Below are 18500 nucleotides of genomic sequence, written 5' to 3' on the forward strand. Positions count from 1 at the left end.
TCCTCGTCTGGGTCGAGGGGGCCGCCGAGCTGCGCGCCGCCGCCTCCGCCGAGGCCGCCCGGCACGGCGTCTGGACCGTCGACGAGGCCGGCGCCCCGCACCGCCCCCTCGGGCACGTGAGCATCGTCGGCGGGGGCCCCGGCGACTCCGAGTTGATGACGCTCGCCGCGCACCGCGCCCTCCGCGAGGCCGACGTCGTGCTCTACGACCGCCTCGGCCCGCACGACGGGCTCGCCGCCTGGGCGCCCGGGGCCGAGCTCATCGATGTGGGCAAGACCCCGGGCCACCACGCCGTGCCGCAGCACGAGATCGAGCGGCTGATGGTCGCCCGCGCGCTCGACGGGCTCGACGTCGTCCGCCTCAAGGGCGGCGATCCGTTCGTGTTCGGCCGCGGCTCCGAGGAGGTGCGCGCCTGCCGCGTCGCCGGCGTGCCCGTCACGGTCGTGCCCGGAGTGACGAGCGCCATCTCGGTGCCGGCCGCCGCGGGCATCCCGGTCACGCACCGCGAGGTCAGCCGCGCGTTCACCGTGGTCTCGGGCCACGCCCCCTTCAGCGAGGAGGAGCTCGGGCACCTGGCCGGGCTGGGCGGCACGCTCGTCGTCCTCATGGGCGTGAACACCCTCCCGCACCTGGTCGCCGGGCTGCAGCGCGCGGGCATGACCGCCGGGATGCCGCTCGCGATCGTCGAGCGCGGCTGGTCGCACGCCCAGCGCACCACGATCACCTCCGTCGGCGAGGTGATGGGGCTGCTGGCCGACCTCGCCCCGCGCTCTCCCGCGGTCATCGTCATCGGCGAGGTCGTGCGCCAGGCCTCGTGCGATGATTCTCAGGATCCCGAGAGCATCGCCCGCGCGGTCGATGCGCTGACGACGTGAGAGCCCGAGGGGGCCGCCGATGAGCACCACCGACGCACCCGACTCCGACGCCGCATCACCGGGGTTCCGGCCCGACCAGCTCGTCGGCTTCCGCATCGGCGTCACCTCCGACCGCCGCTCCGAGGACCTCATCGCCGCCTTCGAGCGCCGCGGCGCCGACGTCACCCACGCGCCCACCATCCGGATGCGCGGCATCGACACCGAGGGAGTCCTCGAGGACGAGACCCGCGCGATCGTCGCCGCACGGCCCGATGTTCTGCTCGCCACGACCTCCTACGGCATGCGCCGCTGGCTCGAGGCGGCCGACGCCGCGGGCCTGGGCGACGAGCTCACCGACGCGCTCTCGGCCGCGCGGATCCTCGTCCGGGGCCCGAAGGCCCGCGGAGCCGTCCGCGCCGCCGGCCTCGACGACCACGGCATGAGCGAGCGCGAGACCACCACCTCCCTCGTCGACCTGGCCCTGCGCGAGGGAGTGGACGGCCGCACGATCGCGGTGCAGCTGCACGGCTTCACCGACCCGCACCAGCTCGAGCGACTGACCGAGGCGGGCGCGACGGTCCTCACCGCCGCCCCCTACCGCTGGAGCGTGCACGAGGACTCGGCACGGGTCCTCCGCCTGATCGAGGCGATCTGCTGCGGCGGGATCGACGCCGTCACCTTCACCAGCGCCCCCGCCGTCGAGGCCCTCTTCACCGTCGCCGAGGCCGCGGGCCGGCTCGACGCCCTGCAGGCCGCGTTCCGCGAGACGGTCGTCGCGGCGGCGGTCGGCCCCGTCACTGCGGCACCGCTCGTCGAGGCGCAGATCCTGCCCATCGTCCCCGACCGGTTCCGGATGGGCGCGCTCATCCGCCTGCTCTGCGAGCACCTCGAGCAGAGCGCGCCGCGCATCGAGACCGAGTACGGCCCCCTCGAGCTGCGCGGCCGCCACGCCGTGCTCGCGGGGGAGCGGGTGCCGCTGACCCCGGTGGCGCTGGCGCTGTTCCGCACCCTGGTCGCCGCCGAGGGCGCCACGGTCGCGCGCGGCGTGCTCGCCGCCTCCGCCCCCGAGGCGCTCGACGACCACGCGGTCGACGTCGCGATCAGCCGCCTGCGCCAGGCGCTCCCGGAGCCGCGCCTCGTCGCCACGGTCATCAAGCGCGGCTTCCGCCTCGCGACCCCGCTCTGACGTCGCCCTCGTTCGCGCCCCGTGACCGGCCGCGAACCGGGGTCTGCGCGAGGTGGAGGGCCCGCTTCGCGTCGTCTCGTGTCTCCTGCTGATCGCGAGTGGTCGTGTGTCGGGGTCTGCGCGGGGTGGAGTGCCCGTTTGGCGTCGTCTCGTTTTTCCTGCTGTTCGCGAGTGATCGCGTGTCGGGGTCTGCGCGGGGTGGAGTGCCCGTTTCGTGTCGTCTCGTTTTTCCTGCTGATCGCGAGTGGTCGCGTGCCGGCGCCTGCGTGGTGAGCAGCACCTGCTTCGCGTCCACTCGCTGCTCGCGCCCGTGCCGCTGTCACGACGAGGGATGCCAGCCGCCCGCGACGCGCGCTCGCCGGACTCGGTGGGCGCAGCCGACCGGATCCGCGTCGAAGGACGCCGAGGCGATGCGCACCACCGTCCAGCCGGCTGCTGCGAGCCTCTCGTAGCGGATCAGATCGCGATCCCACTGCTCGCGTTCGGTGCGGTGGTGGTCGCCCTCGTACTCCACGACGACGCGCCACCTCCGGTAGAGCAGATCGACCCGGCCGATCTTCCCGAGTGCGTCGAACAGCTCGACCTGCAGTTCGGGCTCGGGGAGTCCCGCTGTCACGAGGACGAGGCGGAGCCGGGTCTCGCGCCGCGACTCCGCTCCCTCGCGGACGAGGGCGATCGCGCGACGAACGGCGCGCGATCCACGGCCCTCGAGGCGCTCGACGCGGCGCTGCAGCTCGTGCAGGGGGACCCACGGTCGGGGATCGTCCGTCAGTGGCTTCGCTGGGGAGAGGACGAGCGCATCCCCGACCGCGACCATGTCCTCCAGCCGGAGCACGTCGCCGAGCTGGCAGAAGACGCTCGCGCCGTCGGCGAGGAGCAGTCCGCCCCGCCGCACGCCGGTCAGCTCGGGGTCCGCGAGCGAGCTGCCCACGAGCCCGCGCCCTCGCGGAGCGCGCGCCGGATGCCGGACCGCGACGTGCAGCGGTTCGTCCGGAGGCTCGCCCGGAAGGTCCAGCGGCCAGAGCCGAGCCGCAGTCAGCCCGCAGAACACCGAGCGCCGCATGATCGTCGCGTAGGCCGTGGCGCGCTCGAGGACGCTCGTCACCTCTCCGGCCGGCGCCCGCACTCCGCGGAAGGGGATCACCAGATCGGACGCGCGGAGGCGGTCCTCCGTCACTCCGGCGGACCGCGCCTCCTCCACGGAGAAGGCGCGTCCGCGCAGTCCGAGAGGAAGGGGTGCGGGTCGGGGCATCGCGTCATCGTGCCCGATGTCCCGTTCCGGCGAGCGGGTTCTCCACAGGTCGGCGCTGATCCGCCGCGAATCGGGCTGTGCGAGGCGTACGGAGCCCGATTCCTGCCGAGTGGCGGCGCGAGCACGGCTGCCAGAATGGGGCGCATGAGCAGTGCAGCCCTCCGTGTCGTGATCGCCCCCGACTCCTTCAAGGGGTCCGCGAGCGCGGTCGAGGTCGCGGAGGCGCTCGCCGAGGGCTGGCGCGAGCAGCGTCCCAGCGACGAGGTGGTGCTCGCTCCTATGGCCGACGGCGGGGAGGGGACGGTCGACGCGTTCGAGGTCGCGGTCCCCGAGGCGGCGCGGCACGCGCTCACCGTGACCGGGCCCGACGACGGGCCCGTCGAGACCTCGTGGCTGCTGCTGCCGGACGGCGCGGCGGTCGTCGAGCTCGCCTCCGCCAGCGGCATCACCCTGCTCGATCCGCTCCGCCCCCTGACCGCGCACACCCGGGGGTTCGGGCAGGCGATCGCGGCCGCTCTCGACGCCGGGGCCCACTCGCTCCTGCTCGCGATCGGCGGGAGCTCCTCCACCGACGGCGGAGTCGGGGCCCTCCGCGAGCTGGGTGCCCGCTTCCTCACCGTGTCCGGGCACGACATCGGAGACGGCGGAGGCGCCTGCACGACCTCGCGGCGGTCGACCTGCACGCGCTGCGGCGGGTGCCGGCCGGCGGCGCGCTCATCCTGAGCGACGTGACCAACCCGCTGCTCGGCGACTCCGGAGCCGCGCACGTGTTCGGCCCGCAGAAGGGCGCCTCGCGCGACGACGTCCTGCGGCTCGACGACGGGCTCCGGCACCTGGCCGCGCACCTCGACGCCGATCCGGAGGAGGCGGGCACGGGGGCCGCCGGCGGCACCGGATTCGGGCTGCTCGCCTGGGGCGCCCGGCTCGCGCCCGGCTCGGCCGCGGTGGGCGAGGCGCTCGGGCTCCCGGCGCTCATCGACGGCGCGGACGTCGTGCTCACGGGCGAGGGGCGGTTCGACGCCCAGTCGATGGCGGGGAAGGTGCCCTCCTACCTCCTGGGGCTGGCGGAGGCGGCCGGTGCGCGCACGATGCTGGTCGCCGGAGCGATCCAGGCGCCCACCGCGGGCTTCGCCGCGGCGGGCTCGCTGATCGAGGCCGCGGGGTCGGCCGCGGCCGCGATCGCGGACCCGCTGCCGTACCTGCGGGCAGTGGCGCGGGACCTGGCGCGCCTGGCCTGAGCGCCTCCGGCCGCGCTTCCGGTGTCGGTGGTGCGGCCTACCGTTCGAGCATGATCACGGACGTGCGACGACCCCTACATGTGGTGGTCCGCCCCTGCCTCCGACCCCGGATGTCGGGAACAGCGACACGCCGACGAGCGTTGTACACAGGGAACGCCGGGAGCTCCTCCACAGCGGTGGATAACTCCGGGCGATCCGCGTCCTCGCGCGGATCCGCAGGCCTCGGCCTGTGGATGAACGGGGGAGGAACCGGTGGATAACTACACGAATGTAACTACTAGCCCTAGTGGGCTCCCGCCGGGCGCCCCCCTATATGTAGTATTGCTGAGCAGGTCGGGGCGAGCGCCCCTCCGGCGCCCAGCACCACCCCAGACGTACCATTCACGACCGTCTCCCACCCCGATCGGCACGCCGACGGGACGCCTCGGAGCCGGCCCAGGACACCCTCCCGGAAAGGACGACACGCATGGCCGTGACGGTCTACACCAAGCCCTCCTGCGTTCAGTGCACGGCGACCTACCGCGCCCTCGACAGCAAGGGCATCGACTACGAGGTGTTCGACCTCTCCGTCGACGAGAAGGCCCTCGAGGCCGTCAAGGCGCTCGGCTACCTGCAGGCGCCCGTCGTCATCACCGACGACGACCACTGGAGCGGCTTCCGCCCCGACAAGATCGCGACCCTCGGGGCCTGACACCCCTCGCCGCCCGCGTCCCACCCCGACGCGGCGGCCCCACCACTCCGCCGGTCCGGGTGGGCAGGTTCTGCCCCGGGCCGGCGGAGGATCCGAGTCGCGAGGCTCGGGTCCTCACCGGAACGACCGCCAACGACGCCCGGCAGGGCACCCGGAGGAGGAGCACGCGATGAGTGAGCTCGTCTACTTCTCCAGCAGCTCGGGCAACACGCACCGGTTCATCGAGAAGCTCGGTCGTCCCGCGCAGCGCATCCCGCTGCACTCGCACCGCGACGGGGCGAAGGCCGACACGCTCCACGTCGACGAGCCCTACGTGCTCGTCCTGCCGACCTACGGCGGCGGGATCGACGGGGGAGCGGTGCCCAAGCAGGTCATCCGGTTCCTCAACCAGCCCCGCAACCGCTCCCTGCTCCGCGGCGTCATCGGCGCCGGCAACACGAACTTCGGCGAGGCCTACTGCCTCGCCGGCGACATCATCGCGAGGAAGTGCGCCGTGCCGCACCTCTACCGCTTCGAAGTATTCGGAACCCCCGACGACGTCCGCGCCGTCGATGAAGGATTGGACACGTTTTGGACGCAGCAGTGATCGACGCTCCCCGGGACGCCGCGCAGATGGACTACCACTCGCTCAACGCGATGCTGAACCTGTACGGCCCGAACGGAGAGATCCAGTTCGACAAGGACCGCGAGGCCGCTCGCGAGTACTTCCTGCAGCACGTCAACCAGAACACCGTGTTCTTCCACTCCCTCAAGGAGCGCCTGGACTACCTGGTCGAGAAGGAGTACTACGAGCAGGCCGTGCTCGATCAGTACTCGTTCGAGTTCATCCAGCAGCTGAACGACCTCGCGTACTCGAAGAAGTTCCGCTTCGCGACCTTCCTCGGAGCCTTCAAGTACTACACGTCGTACACGCTCAAGACGTTCGACGGGAAGCGCTACCTCGAGCGCTTCGAGGACCGCGTCGTGATGACCGCGCTCGGCCTCGCCCAGGGCGACGAGAAGCTCGCCGTCGCCCTCGTCGAGGAGATCGTCGCCGGCCGCTTCCAGCCCGCGACCCCCACGTTCCTCAACACGGGCAAGGCCCAGCGCGGCGAGCTCGTCTCGTGCTTCCTGCTGCGCATCGAGGACAACATGGAGTCGATCGCCCGCGGCATCAACTCCGCGCTGCAGCTCTCCAAGCGCGGCGGCGGAGTGGCGCTGTCGCTCTCCAACATCCGCGAGGCCGGCGCCCCGATCAAGCAGATCGAGAACCAGTCCTCGGGCATCATCCCCGTGATGAAGCTCCTGGAAGACAGCTTCAGCTACGCCAACCAGCTCGGCGCCCGCCAGGGTGCGGGAGCCGTGTACCTCTCGGCGCACCACCCCGACATCCTGCGCTTCCTCGACACCAAGCGCGAGAACGCCGACGAGAAGATCCGCATCAAGACGCTGTCCCTCGGCGTGGTCGTGCCCGACATCACGTTCGAGCTCGCGAAGAACAACGAGGACATGTACCTCTTCTCCCCGTACGACGTCGAGCGCGTCTACGGCCTGCCCTTCGGCGACATCTCGATCTCCGAGAAGTACCGCGAGATGGTCGACGACCCGCGCATCAAGAAGACCAAGATCTCGGCGCGCGAGTTCTTCCAGACCATCGCCGAGATCCAGTTCGAGTCGGGCTACCCCTACATCGTGTTCGAGGACACGGTGAACAAGGCGAACCCGATCAAGGGCCGCATCAACATGTCGAACCTGTGCTCCGAGATCCTCCAGGTCAACACCCCGACGACCTACAACGAGGACCTCTCCTACGCCACCATCGGCAAGGACATCTCCTGCAACCTCGGCTCGATGAACATCGCGCTGACCATGGACTCGCCCGACTTCGGCCGCACCATCGAGACCGCGATCCGCGGCCTCACCTCGGTGTCCGACCAGTCGCACATCACCTCCGTCCGCTCGATCGAGGACGGCAACGACAAGTCGCACGCCATCGGCCTGGGCCAGATGAACCTGCACGGCTACCTCGCCCGCGAGCGCATCCACTACGGATCCGAGGAGGGCATCGACTTCACCAACATCTACTTCTACTCGGTGCTGTTCCACGCCCTGCGCGCCTCCAACAACATCTCGATCGAGCGCGGCACCACCTTCGAGGGCTTCGCCGACTCGAAGTACGCCTCGGGCGAGTTCTTCGACACCTACACCGAGAAGGAGTGGGCTCCCGCCACCGAGCGCGTCGCCCGCCTCTTCGCCGACGCCGGCATCGCCGTCCCCACCCAGGACGACTGGCGCTCGCTCAAGGCCTCGGTCATGGAGCACGGCATCTACAACCAGAACCTGCAGGCGGTCCCGCCCACCGGCTCGATCTCGTACATCAACAACTCGACGTCCTCGATCCACCCGATCGCGTCGAAGATCGAGATCCGCAAGGAGGGCAAGCTCGGCCGCGTCTACTACCCGGCGCCGTTCATGACGAACGACAACCTGGAGTACTACCAGGACGCGTACGAGATCGGCTACGAGAAGATCATCGACACCTACGCCGCGGCGACGCAGCACGTCGACCAGGGCCTCTCGCTGACGCTCTTCTTCAAGGACACCGCGACCACCCGCGACATCAACCGCGCGCAGATCTACGCCTGGCGCAAGGGCATCAAGACCATCTACTACATCCGTCTCCGCCAGCTCGCGCTGGAGGGCACGGAGGTCGACGGCTGCGTCAGCTGCATGCTGTAGCGTCCGCCGCTGCCCCACCCCCGCACGACACTGCACGACCTATCCGCACGAAGAAGAGATCATGACTCCCCCTGAGAAGCTCAAGCTGGTCAGCCACGTCAACGCCATCAACTGGAACCGCATCCAGGACGACAAGGACGTGGAGGTCTGGAACCGCCTCACGAGCAACTTCTGGCTGCCCGAGAAGGTCCCGCTGTCCAACGACATCCAGTCGTGGAACACGCTGACCCACGAGGAGCAGCAGCTCACGATGCGCGTGTTCACGGGCCTGACCCTGCTCGACACGATCCAGGGCACGGTCGGCGCGGTGTCGCTCATCCCGGATGCGATCACTCCGCACGAGGAGGCCGTCTACACGAACATCGCGTTCATGGAGTCGGTGCACGCGAAGAGCTACTCGTCGGTCTTCTCGACGCTGTCCAACACCCAGGACATCGACGAGGCGTTCCGCTGGTCCGTGGAGAACCCGAACCTTCAGAAGAAGGCCGAGATCGTCATGGACTACTACCGCGGCGACGACCCGCTGAAGCGCAAGGTCGCCTCGACGCTGCTCGAGTCGTTCCTCTTCTACTCGGGCTTCTACCTGCCGATGTACTGGTCCTCGCGGGCCAAGCTCACCAACACGGCCGACCTCGTGCGCCTCATCATCCGCGACGAGGCCGTGCACGGCTACTACATCGGCTACAAGTTCCAGAAGGGCCTCGAGCGCGTCGACCAGGCCAAGCGGGACGAGATCAAGGACTACACGTTCTCGCTGCTCTACGAGCTCTACGACAACGAGGCGCAGTACACGCAGGACCTCTACGACCAGCTCGGCCTGACCGAGGACGTCAAGAAGTTCCTGCACTACAACGCCAACAAGGCCCTGATGAACCTCGGCTACGAGCCAATGTTCCCCAAGCAGGTCACCGATGTGAACCCCGCGATCCTGTCGGCCCTCTCGCCCAACGCGGACGAGAACCACGACTTCTTCTCGGGCTCCGGCTCCTCCTACGTGATCGGCAAGGCCGTGAACACCGAGGACGAGGACTGGGACTTCTAGCGTCGACACCACGTCCGGTCCTCCACGGCGAACGGCCCCTCCCCGACACGGGTGAGGGGCCGTTCCTCGTTCGCGGGGACGGCGCGCTGGTCAGCCGTCGAGGAGCGCGGCCCGGATCGTGCGGAGCAGAGCGGGCGCGTGCACGGTCACGGTCGCCCACAACCGCCCGTTGTCGAGGGCGGAGTAGTTGTGCGCGGCGATGTTCCGCGTCGCTCGCAGCCCTTCGACGGCGTCGCCGGGCAGCTGAGCGACGACAGCGGCCGGCAGGTCGCGGTGCACGAACTCGGCGAGAGTGATCAGAGCGAGCGCGCCGATGTCCCTGCTGTCCGACACGGGGCGGACGAACTCGTCCTCCCCGTCCCGGGCGGCACGATCGAGGCGGGAGAGGAGTCGATCCGCCTCGAGGATCAGCCGGGAGCGCTTGTCGGCGTCGTCCGCGGAGCGGCGGGGGCGGGCAGTGAAGCGGCCGGGCGTCGTCGCTCCGTCCTCCGGCCCGGTCACAGCGGCACCGCCTCGCGGCGGATCGCGGCCACGACGTCGTCGTCCGGGCTGTCGATCACGACGTCCACCGGGAATCCGAGGAGCTCTTCGGCGCGACCCCGGAAGGCGGCCAGGCGGAGGAAGTCGACGGACGGATCCGCCGCGACGAGCAGATCGATGTCGCTCCGCTCGTCGTCCGAGCCGCGGGCGGCGGAGCCGAACACCCGGACGTCGCTCAGACCGTGCTCCGCGGCGAGCTGCCGGACGTCATCGGCGAGGTACTCCAGAACGATCGACGGGCGGAGCCGGGCGGCCCGGAGAAGGCGCTCGAGCAGTTCCGGGCTCGGACGGCGCGCTCCGGCTTCGATCGCGGCGATGTTCGGCTGACGCAGGCCGGTGGCGGCCGCGAGAGCCGTCTGCGACATCGCGACGTCCTCGCGGGCACGCCGCAGAACGGCGCCGAGGGGCAGGTGGTCGAGCATCACGACCGCATCATATCGTCGTGGTATGTCAGAGCGGCAGGCGCATCAGCACGCGCGGAAAGCCGTACAGCACGGAGGTCGTGTCGGCCGCCCACGAGAAGCCGGCGCGCTCGAAGAGGGCGCGGGTGCCGACGTAGGCCATCGTCTGCTCGACCTTCGCGCCGCGGTTGTCGACCGGGTAGCCCTCGATCGCCGGAGCGCCGTGCGACCGTGCGAAGTCGACGGCTCCGGCGAGCAGGGAGTGCGAGATGCCGCGCTTGCGGAAGCCGGGGCGGACCCGGATGCACCAGACCGTCCACACATCGAGGTCGTCGACGTGCGGGATCCTGCGGTTCTTCGCGTAGCTCGTGTCGGCGCGGCGGTGCACGGCGGCCCAGCCCGCCACCTGGTCGCCGTCGTAGGCGAGCACGCCCGGCGGGGGATCCTGCGCCACGAGTTCGCGCATCCGCTCGCCCCGTGCAGGACCGCGGAGGGAGGTGTTCTCGGTGGAGGAGAGCAGCCGGTAGCTCAGGCACCAGCAGACGCTCGCATCCGCTCGCTTCGGCCCGTTCATCGTCGCGACGTCCTCGAAGACGGACGCCGGGCGCACCTCGATCGTCATGACGGCACCCTCTCACCGGGCAGTCTCCTGGGCAAGACGCTCACGACTCAGGCTGAGACCGCTGAAACCGCCGCGGATTCGACAGAAGAGGCTGCCAGCCTTACTTCTGTGGGCTCTGGGGTGCGGCACTGGGAATCGCGGGGTGGACGAGACTCCGGATTGACCACTCCGTCGCATGAATCGCACCAGCACCCGCTGTTGGACGCCACTCAGCCGGCCCCCCTACCGTGGGTGAGTACCCGACGAAGGAGTCCCTCTTGAAGCACGTCCCCCTCGGCGCCTCCGGCATCGAATCCCCGAACGTCGTCCTCGGCCTCATGCGCATCCCCGACATGACCGACGACGCGATCCGCGACCTCGTGCGCACCGCGCGCGACTCCGGCATCGACTTCTTCGACCACGCCGACGTCTACGGCAACGCCGTGCACCACTGCGAGGAGCGCTTCGCCGAGGCGATGCAGCTCACTCCGTCCCAGCGCGACGAGATGGTGCTGCAGACCAAGTGCGGCATCGTCGGCGACGGCCCCTACTTCGACTTCTCCTACGAGCACATCATCGAGTCGGTGGAGGGCTCGCTGAAGGCTCTGCAGACCGACCGCATCGACGTGCTGCTCCTGCACCGCCCCGACGCGCTGGTCGAGCCCGACGAGGTCGCCCGCGCCTTCGACGAGCTGCACGCGGCCGGCAAGGTGACGCACTTCGGCGTCTCGAACCACACGCCGTACCAGATCGAGCTGCTGAAGAAGTCGCTGAACCAGCCGATCGTGGCGAACCAGCTGCAGCTGTCGGTGACGCACGCGCCGCTGATCGCGCAGGGAGTCGCGTCGAACATGGCGGCGCTGGATCAGTCGATCATGCGCGACGGCGGCATCGTCGACTACTGCCGCCTCAACGACATCACCGTGCAGGCGTGGTCGCCGTTCCAGGCGGGTTTCTTCACCGGCGTCTTCCTCGACAACCCGGCATACACCGAGCTCAACGCCGTGATCGACCGCCTCGCCGGGCAGTACGACGTGCCCGCGATCGCGATCGCCACCGCGTGGATCACGCGCCACCCCGCGAACATGCAGGTCGTGCTCGGCACCACCAACGAGCAGCGCGTGCACGACGCCGCACTCGGCTCCGACATCCCCCTGACCCGGGCCGAGTGGTACGAGATGTTCCGCGCCGCCGGCTACACGGTCCCCTAGAGCTCCCACCCCGGAGGAAATGCGCGTCGGCGCACATAGAGAGGGCACGGCTCAGGCCGTGCCCTCTCGCACGTCCGGCGTCGTCAGAGGCGCAGGCGCACCGTGACGGCTGAGTCGACCTCGACGCCCTCCGCCCGCCGCACCGCGGTCTTGAGCGGCACGAGGTAGCCGCCGTCCTTCGGCCAGAGCGACGTGCTCCAGGTGCTCCCGCCGAGCACGACCGTCGCGGGGATCATGCCCCAGCCGTACGACACGTGGGCCGCGGCGTCGGCGATCGCCGGGATGTGCTCCTCCGGCACCCGCACGAAATGCCAGGGCGCCGGCCCGCGCCAGAAGACGACGACGGCGTCGAACTCGATCTCCACGTGCCGAGGGTACGACTCGGCGACGACCCGGGAATAGGATCCGCCCCTCCGCGTTGAACTTGAGTGCAAGTGACTCAACTCTTCAGGAGGACTGGTGCCCGACAACTTCAACGAGGCCGGAGCGAGCTCGTTCGACGACTTCCTCGCCCGCTACCTCGACGGTGAGCGCGCCCGCGCGGCGCGGTCCATCGACCTCAGCCGATTCCTCACCGCCCGTACCCAGAGCATCCTGCAGTCCGCAGGACGCTTCGCCCTCGAGCGCGGCCAGACCGAGCTCGACGCCCTGCACGTCCTGCGCGTCCTCGTCGACGACGAGGCCGTCGCGCAGGCCGTCCGGCGCATCGGCGTCGACCCCGGCGCGATCGCGACCGCCACGGAGGCGCGCCTGCCGCAGGCCGCCGAAGGGCAGGCGTCGCCGAACGCCGCCACCATCACGCCCAGCGCCCAGCGGGCGCTGTTCCACAGCTACCAGGTCGCCCGCTCGAGCGGATCGACCTACATCGACCCCGAGCACCTCTTCTTCGCGCTCGTGCTCGGTCAGGACGCGCCCGCCGGGCAGGTCCTGGCGCGCGCCGGAGTGACCGCCGAGGCGCTCACCCAGGGGCTGCGCGAGACCGTGACCACCGGACCGGAGCAGCAGCAGGAGGCCGGCGCCCCCGCCTCCGAGACCCCGATGCTCGACACGTACGGCACCGACCTCACGCAGCTCGCCCGCGATGGGAAGCTCGACCCGGTGATCGGCCGCGCCGACGAGATCGAGCAGACCATCGAGATCCTCAGCCGGCGCACGAAGAACAACCCGGTGCTCGTCGGCGAGGCCGGCGTGGGCAAGACCGCGATCGTGGAGGGCCTGGCCCGCGCGATCGTCGCGGGCGAGGTCCCGGAGCAGCTGCGCGACAAGCGCGTCGTCTCGCTCGACCTCCCCGGCATGCTCGCCGGCACCCGCTACCGCGGCGACTTCGAGGAGCGCCTGACGAAGACGATGGACGAGATCGCGGCCCGCTCCAGCGAGCTGATCGTGTTCATCGATGAGGTGCACACCGTCGTCGGCGCCGGTGGCGCGGGCGAGGGCGGCATGGACGCGGGGAACATCCTCAAGCCGCGGCTGGCCCGCGGCGAGCTGCACCTGGTGGGTGCGACCACGCTCAAGGAGTACCGCACGATCGAGAAGGACCCGGCGCTCGAGCGCCGCTTCCAGCCCGTCCGCGTGGGCGAGCCGTCCGTCGAGGACGCCGTCGCGATCCTGCACGGACTGCGTCAGGCCTACGAGGAGCACCACCGCGTGAGCTTCACCGACGACGCCCTGCGCGCCGCCGTGGAGCTGTCGGACCGCTACCTCCCGGACCGCGTGCTGCCCGACAAGGCGATCGACCTGATCGACCAGGCCGGTGCGCGCCTCCGCCTCTCGCTGGGCGCCGGAGTCGACACCGCGGCCCTGCTCGAGCGCCTCGCGGTGCTCGAGGGCGACAAGAACGCGGCCGTCTCGGCGGAGCACTACGAGGAGGCGTCGCGACTGCGCGACGAGATCTCGTCGGTGCAGGCTCAGCTCGACGCCGCCACGTCGACCGGACGCGCGACGACCGGGGCCGTGGTGGGCGAGACCGAGATCGCCGCCGTCGTGGCCCGCGCCACGGGCATCCCCGTGTCGCGCCTGACGGAGGGGGAGCGCGAGCGTCTCGCGCACCTCGAGGACGAGCTGCACCGGCGCGTCATCGGACAGGACGACGCGGTGACCGCGGTCGCCCGCGCCGTCCGCCGCAGCCGGACCGGGCTCGGCGACGCCTCGCGTCCCGTGGGCTCGTTCCTGTTCCTCGGCCCCACAGGCGTCGGCAAGACCGAGCTGGCGCGCACGCTGGCGGGGTCGCTCTTCGCCGACGAGCAGTCGGTGATCCGCTTCGACATGAGCGAGTTCGGCGAGCGGCACACCGTCTCGCGACTGGTCGGCGCCCCTCCCGGGTACGTCGGCTACGACGAGGCCGGCCAGCTCACCGAGCGCGTGCGGCGGAACCCCTACTCCGTCGTGCTGTTCGACGAGATCGAGAAGGCGCACCCCGACGTGTTCAACCTGCTCCTGCAGGTGCTCGACGACGGACGCCTGACCGACGGCCAGGGCCGCACGGTCGACTTCCGCAACACGGTGATCATCATGACCTCGAACCTCGGGTCCGAGTTCCTGGCCTCCCGCTCCGGCGCGCTCGGCTTCGTCGCGCAGAGCGACGCGTCGGCCGAGGCTTCGCCTCGGAGAAGGACCTGCGCGACCGCGTCATGGGCCGGCTCCGCGAGGCGATGCGGCCCGAGTTCCTCAACCGCATCGACGAGATCGTGCTGTTCCGCAAGCTCGGCCGCGAGCAGCTCCGCGAGATCGTGGGCATCGTGCTCGACGCGACCCGGGCCCGGCTCGCGCCGCGCGAGGTGTCGCTCGAGGTCACGGAGTCGGCGATCGACTGGCTCGCCGAGCACGGCTACGAGCCGCAGTACGGCGCCCGTCCGCTCCGCCGCCTCGTGCAGCGCTCGGTCGACGACCGCATCGCGGACCTGTTCGTGAGCGGTGACGTGACCGACGGAGGCGCGGTGCGCGTCGACGCGGTCGGCGGCGAGCTCGTCGTGACGTCCTCCTCGCGGATGCCGTTGGCGGCCTAGTCCGCCGCGATCCGGCGCCCCGGCTCCCGCACCTCGGGAGCCGGGGCGTCGTCGTGTGTGGAATCGGGCGCTCGTGCGACCGCTTGCGCAGGGGAGCGGGGCCGGATAGACACGGGAGAGCACGAGAACCGGAGGCCCGATGTCGAACCCGCGCTACTACGATCCGGTCGGCCGCGCGATCCGCGCCCTGCTCTGGATCTCGCTCGTCTGCTTCGGGCTGGCCGTCGGCTTCTTCGCGCTCGACGTCGTCACTCCGGGATCGATGACCGATGCCGCGCGGCCCTACGCCGAGGCGAGCGGAGCGCTGGCGTGCTTCGGCATCGCGGCGCTCATCGTGCACTTCGCGGTGGTCGCGATCGTCGGCGCGATCCGGGGGCGCGGGCAGTAGCGCTGCGCTCCGATCGACAGAACACGTCCGGCTCGCAGGGATCCGTGGATCCCGCGAGCCGGACGTGGTCTCAGTGCCTGGGCGTCGTCCGGGTCAGGGGCACTTCTTCGCGGTGATCGAGACCTTCAGTGCGGCGTCCGGGGCGACGGAGGAGCCGCCCGCCGGCTCCTGACCGGTCACCTTCCCGGTGTCGGGCGCATCGCCCGCCTCGGTGCAGGACAGCGTGATCTGCGTGAATCCGGCGGCCCCGAACGCGGCCTTCGCCGCCTCCAGGTCCTGACCCGTCACATCCGGCACCGTCTTCTGGTTGCCGCTGCTGGTGAACACCGTGATGCCGGTGCCCGCCTGAGCCGAGCCCGACGGGTCCTGGCGCGTCACGGTGCCGACCGGAGCGTCGGACGCCTCGGTGCCGCCCTCGATGAGGGGGAAGCCCGCCGCGGACAGCTTGGCCTTCGCGTCGGCGAGGGCGAGCCCCGTCACATCGGGGATCTCGATCCGCGGCACGACCTGGAGCGAGCCGTTCGCCTTCGGGAACGCCGCTCCGCCGTACTCGGCGTTCGCCGCGGCCATCACGGCCGGCCAGATGCGGTGGCGGGCCGTCGCCGCAGGCCCCGAGTTGAAGTTGTACTGGCGGAGCCGCAGGTTGGCGTCGCCCTTCACGTTGAAGACGCCGACGACGGTCGCGACCCGGGTGCTCGCGCCGCTCATCCAGGTGGCGGCCGCGCTGTCGGTCGTGCCGGTCTTGCCGATCAGCGGGATGCTGTCGCGGGTGCGCGACGCGGTCGCCGTGCCGCCCGCGGTGAAGGTCGACTGCAGCGCGACCGCGGCGGTGGCCGCGACGTTCGCGTCGAGGGACTGGCGGCAGTTGGCCGGCGGCACCGGCTGCTCGGCCCCCGCCGCGTCGGTGATGCGGTCGATCGCGATCGGGTCGCAGGTGATGCCGCCGGAGGCGATGGTCGCGTACGCGCCCGCCATCGAGAGCGGCGAGACGTAGTTGGTGCCGAGCACCGAGGACGGGTTGTGCTCGAGCTCGGCGCCGCTGCCCTGCTTCACGCCCATGTCGAGCGCGGTGTCGCGGATGCCGCAGAGGTCGAGCTTGCGGGCCATGCCGACGAAGCCGGTGTTCAGCGACGTCTTGGTGAAGGAGACGGGCGTGCCCACCTCTCCGGTGCCGCCCTCGTCGTTCTTGGCGCTCGTCTCGTTGCTCGTGTCGGTCCCGCCGGGCACGCACGAGTCGGTGAAGGTGCCCCAGGTCGACTTGCGCGTCCCGTCGACGCGCTCGTTGATGCTGTGCCCCTCCTTCAGCCACTCGACGAGGGTGAAGAGCTTGTAAGTCGATCCGGGCTGGATGCCCGAGGAGCCGCCGTAGGCCTTGTCGGTGCTGAAGTTGATCGCGCTGTAGGAGGCGTCGGCGTTCAGGACGTCGGGGTCCTGCGAGTACTTCTTGTTCTGCGTCATCGCGAGCACGCGGCCGGTGCCCACCTCGACGCTGACGGAGACGGCTCCGACGTCGAAGTTCCACGTCTCGGGCACCTGCGCGCTCACGGCGTTCACCGCGGTGTCCTGGAGGGAGACGTCGAGCGTCGTGTAGACGTCGAGGCCGCCGCGGCGGAAGTTCGTCCAGCGCGCGTCCTCGTTGTCGCCGAACGTGTCGGAGTTCTTGAGGACGTTCGTGACGTAGTCGCAGAAGAAGCCCGCGTTGCCGGCGGTCGAGCAGCCGGTGCTGGGCTCGGTGATCGTGGGCTGGACCGGAGTGGCGAGCGCCGCGTCGTGGTCGGCCTGCGTGATCTTCCCCTCCTCCAGCATCTTTCCGATGATGTAGTCGCGGCGGTCCTTGTTGCGGGCGTACCCGTTCGCGGCGCCGTTGTCGGGGTTGTCGGGCTGGTCCAAACGGAGGTTCGCCGGGTTGTTCACGATCGCGAGGAGGCTCGCGGCCTGGGCGATCGTGAGGTTCGCCGCGGTGGTGTTGTAGTAGTAGTTCGCGGCCGTCTCGAGGCCGTAGGTGGTGCCGCCGAAGAACGCGATGTTCAGGTAGCCCTGGAGGATCTGGTCCTTCGTGTACTCCTTCTCGAGTCCGATCGCGAGCTTCATCTCGCGGAGCTTGCGCTCGGGAGTGGTCTTCGTCGCGCTCTCGATCGCCGCGGCGCGCTCGGCCTCGTCGGTGATGTTGCGGACGGCCTTCTCGATGAGCACGTTCTTCACGTACTGCTGGGTGATGGAGGAGCCGCCCTGCACGTCGTTGCCGAGCACGTAGGTCTGGGCGACGGCGCGGAGGGTGCCGGGGAGGTCGACTCCGCCGTGCTCGTAGAAGCGGGGGTCCTCGCCCGAGACCGCGGCGTCCTTGGCGAACTGCGAGATCTGATCGAGCGGGACCTCGACGCGGTTCTCGACGTAGAAGGAGGCGAGCAGCTGGGTCGAGCCGTCGGCGCGCGTGGCGAAGATGTTGCTCTTCTCGGAGAGCTTGTCGACCTCGAGGTACTCGGGCAGACCGTCGAAGACGCCGATGGACTGGTTCGCGGCGACGCCGGCGATCGCCACGGCGGGCGTCACCGTGGCGGTCACGAGGACTCCGGCCACGACGCTCATGCCCAGGAAGCCGACGATCGCCTTGATCACGCCGCCGGTGGTCCTTCTGTCCGTGGCCAATCCGTCTCCTTCGGGTACCCCCGGTCTCGCGACGGCCGCCACCGACGCCCTGACGCACTCTGCGACAGGTCAACCTCGACAGACTAACCCCAGAGTCTCCGAAGACGAAGGCCCGGTCCGGGGCCTGAACGGCGGCTGGGACGCGGCTCCGGAGCGGGCGACGGGGCCGGTGCGGAGCAGGACGCGCCGGTGGACGGTGAGCGGGAGGCCGGTGTCGCTGAGCGCGACCTGCGAGAAATCACAGGTCGCACGGTTGACGACAGTCGCCCCGATTCCGGCAGAGAGCGCTGTCCGCCCGCCGTTCCGGGGCGGTCTGCGGGTCCTTCGCGCGGTGCCGGCGCGAGCGGGACGGCTCCTCCACAGGGAGGTCCGGTTGCACCATACGGAGGTGCGCCCTACTGTCCGAGGAAACCTCACCACTCACGAAGGAGACCTCATGACCATCCTCCGGCGCGCGGCGCTCTCGCTCTGACCGCAGTCGCCGTCGCGACGCTCACCGCACCGCCCGCCGCGGCAGCGGAGAGCCAGTGCCCCACCGGCTTCAGCTGCGTCTGGACAGACAAGGACTACTCGAGCAGCTACTCCGGTCGCGGCAACGCGAACTACCACGAGTACTACGCGGTCGGCGGCCGCATCTTCAACGACTCCATCTCGAGCATCAAGAACCGGTACCCCGGTCAGAAGACCTGGTTCGAGCACATCGACCGCGGAGGCCAGTACCTGAAGG

At 70.4% G+C, this 18500-nt stretch carries 14 protein-coding genes and 3 pseudogenes; 11 read left to right on the forward strand and 6 right to left on the reverse strand.

Translation table 11 applies throughout. The features are described from left to right. The first annotated feature begins 29 nt into the window (after positions 1-29). Positions 30-875, forward strand: a complete 846-nt coding sequence (cobA, locus tag B0T42_RS06250) for a uroporphyrinogen-III C-methyltransferase (RefSeq protein ID WP_077222427.1) — start codon at positions 30-32, stop codon at positions 873-875. Between the two features lie 19 nt (positions 876-894). Further along, on the forward strand, positions 895-2040 hold the full coding sequence (locus B0T42_RS06255) for a uroporphyrinogen-III synthase (protein WP_077222394.1): 1146 nt from the start codon (positions 895-897) through the stop codon (positions 2038-2040). Between the two features lie 319 nt (positions 2041-2359). Here the strand turns inward: B0T42_RS06255 and B0T42_RS06260 are convergent, their stop codons facing one another. Continuing rightward, complete coding sequence (locus B0T42_RS06260; RefSeq protein WP_077222395.1) at positions 2360-3292, reverse strand: endonuclease domain-containing protein; 933 nt, start codon at positions 3290-3292, stop codon at positions 2360-2362. 144 nt (positions 3293-3436) lie between these two features. Between B0T42_RS06260 and B0T42_RS06265 the strand changes: the two are divergent. The 5 genes and pseudogenes from B0T42_RS06265 (at position 3437) to nrdF (ending at position 8981) form a co-directional block, all read left to right on the forward strand. After that, positions 3437-4530, forward strand: a pseudogene (locus B0T42_RS06265) (glycerate kinase). Between the two features lie 466 nt (positions 4531-4996). Beyond that, a complete protein-coding gene (gene nrdH, locus B0T42_RS06270) occupies positions 4997-5221 on the forward strand; it encodes a glutaredoxin-like protein NrdH (RefSeq protein ID WP_055791091.1) in 225 nt (74 codons plus the stop codon). 169 nt (positions 5222-5390) lie between these two features. Further along, entirely contained in the window at positions 5391-5807 is a 417-nt protein-coding gene (nrdI, locus tag B0T42_RS06275; protein ID WP_055791095.1) for a class Ib ribonucleoside-diphosphate reductase assembly flavoprotein NrdI, read from the forward strand. 26 nt (positions 5808-5833) lie between these two features. Beyond that, a complete protein-coding gene (nrdE, locus tag B0T42_RS06280; RefSeq protein WP_056868579.1) occupies positions 5834-7939 on the forward strand; it encodes a class 1b ribonucleoside-diphosphate reductase subunit alpha in 2106 nt (701 codons plus the stop codon). 61 nt (positions 7940-8000) lie between these two features. After that, on the forward strand, positions 8001-8981 hold the full coding sequence (nrdF, locus tag B0T42_RS06285; protein ID WP_055791099.1) for a class 1b ribonucleoside-diphosphate reductase subunit beta: 981 nt from the start codon (positions 8001-8003) through the stop codon (positions 8979-8981). Between the two features lie 90 nt (positions 8982-9071). On the opposite strand, the gene B0T42_RS06290 is transcribed toward nrdF, so the two are convergent. Genes B0T42_RS06290 through B0T42_RS06300 form a run of 3 tightly spaced genes read right to left on the reverse strand, consistent with a single transcriptional unit; the run spans position 9072 to position 10544 of the window. Continuing rightward, positions 9072-9482, reverse strand: a complete 411-nt coding sequence (locus tag B0T42_RS06290) for a HepT-like ribonuclease domain-containing protein (RefSeq protein ID WP_083741862.1) — start codon at positions 9480-9482, stop codon at positions 9072-9074. Then, positions 9479-9943: an XRE family transcriptional regulator gene (locus B0T42_RS06295; RefSeq protein ID WP_077222428.1), complete on the reverse strand. Its 465-nt coding sequence runs from the start codon at positions 9941-9943 to the stop codon at positions 9479-9481. The genes B0T42_RS06290 and B0T42_RS06295 overlap by 4 nt, the downstream gene beginning before the upstream one ends. 28 nt (positions 9944-9971) lie before the next feature. Next, positions 9972-10544: a GNAT family N-acetyltransferase gene (locus tag B0T42_RS06300; protein ID WP_077222397.1), complete on the reverse strand. Its 573-nt coding sequence runs from the start codon at positions 10542-10544 to the stop codon at positions 9972-9974. Between the two features lie 257 nt (positions 10545-10801). Between B0T42_RS06300 and B0T42_RS06305 the strand changes: the two genes are divergently transcribed. Further along, entirely contained in the window at positions 10802-11734 is a 933-nt protein-coding gene (locus tag B0T42_RS06305; RefSeq protein WP_269087505.1) for an aldo/keto reductase, read from the forward strand. Positions 11735-11817: 83 nt separating this feature from the next. On the opposite strand, the gene B0T42_RS06310 is transcribed toward B0T42_RS06305, so the two are convergent. Then, positions 11818-12099 carry a DUF1905 domain-containing protein gene (locus B0T42_RS06310; RefSeq protein WP_077222398.1) on the reverse strand — a complete coding sequence of 94 codons (282 nt, stop codon included), beginning with the start codon at positions 12097-12099 and terminating at the stop codon, positions 11818-11820. A 94-nt stretch (positions 12100-12193) separates the two neighbouring features. On the opposite strand from B0T42_RS06310, the pseudogene B0T42_RS06315 reads away from it, so the two are divergent. After that, positions 12194-14739, forward strand: a pseudogene (locus B0T42_RS06315) (ATP-dependent Clp protease ATP-binding subunit). Between the two features lie 139 nt (positions 14740-14878). Further along, a complete protein-coding gene (locus B0T42_RS06320; RefSeq protein ID WP_055791114.1) occupies positions 14879-15127 on the forward strand; it encodes a hypothetical protein in 249 nt (82 codons plus the stop codon). A 93-nt stretch (positions 15128-15220) separates the two neighbouring features. Here the strand turns inward: B0T42_RS06320 and B0T42_RS06325 are convergent, their stop codons facing one another. Next, a complete protein-coding gene (locus B0T42_RS06325) occupies positions 15221-17773 on the reverse strand; it encodes a transglycosylase domain-containing protein (RefSeq protein WP_139344435.1) in 2553 nt (850 codons plus the stop codon). 189 nt (positions 17774-17962) lie between these two features. Here B0T42_RS06325 and B0T42_RS22640 point away from each other — a divergent pair. After that, positions 17963-18475: pseudogene (locus B0T42_RS22640) on the forward strand (peptidase inhibitor family I36 protein); the annotation flags it as partial. Positions 18476-18500: the final 25 nt, after the last annotated feature.

Source organism: Rathayibacter rhapontici (assembly GCF_001995175.1).
Classification (GTDB): Bacteria; Actinomycetota; Actinomycetes; order Actinomycetales; family Microbacteriaceae; genus Rathayibacter.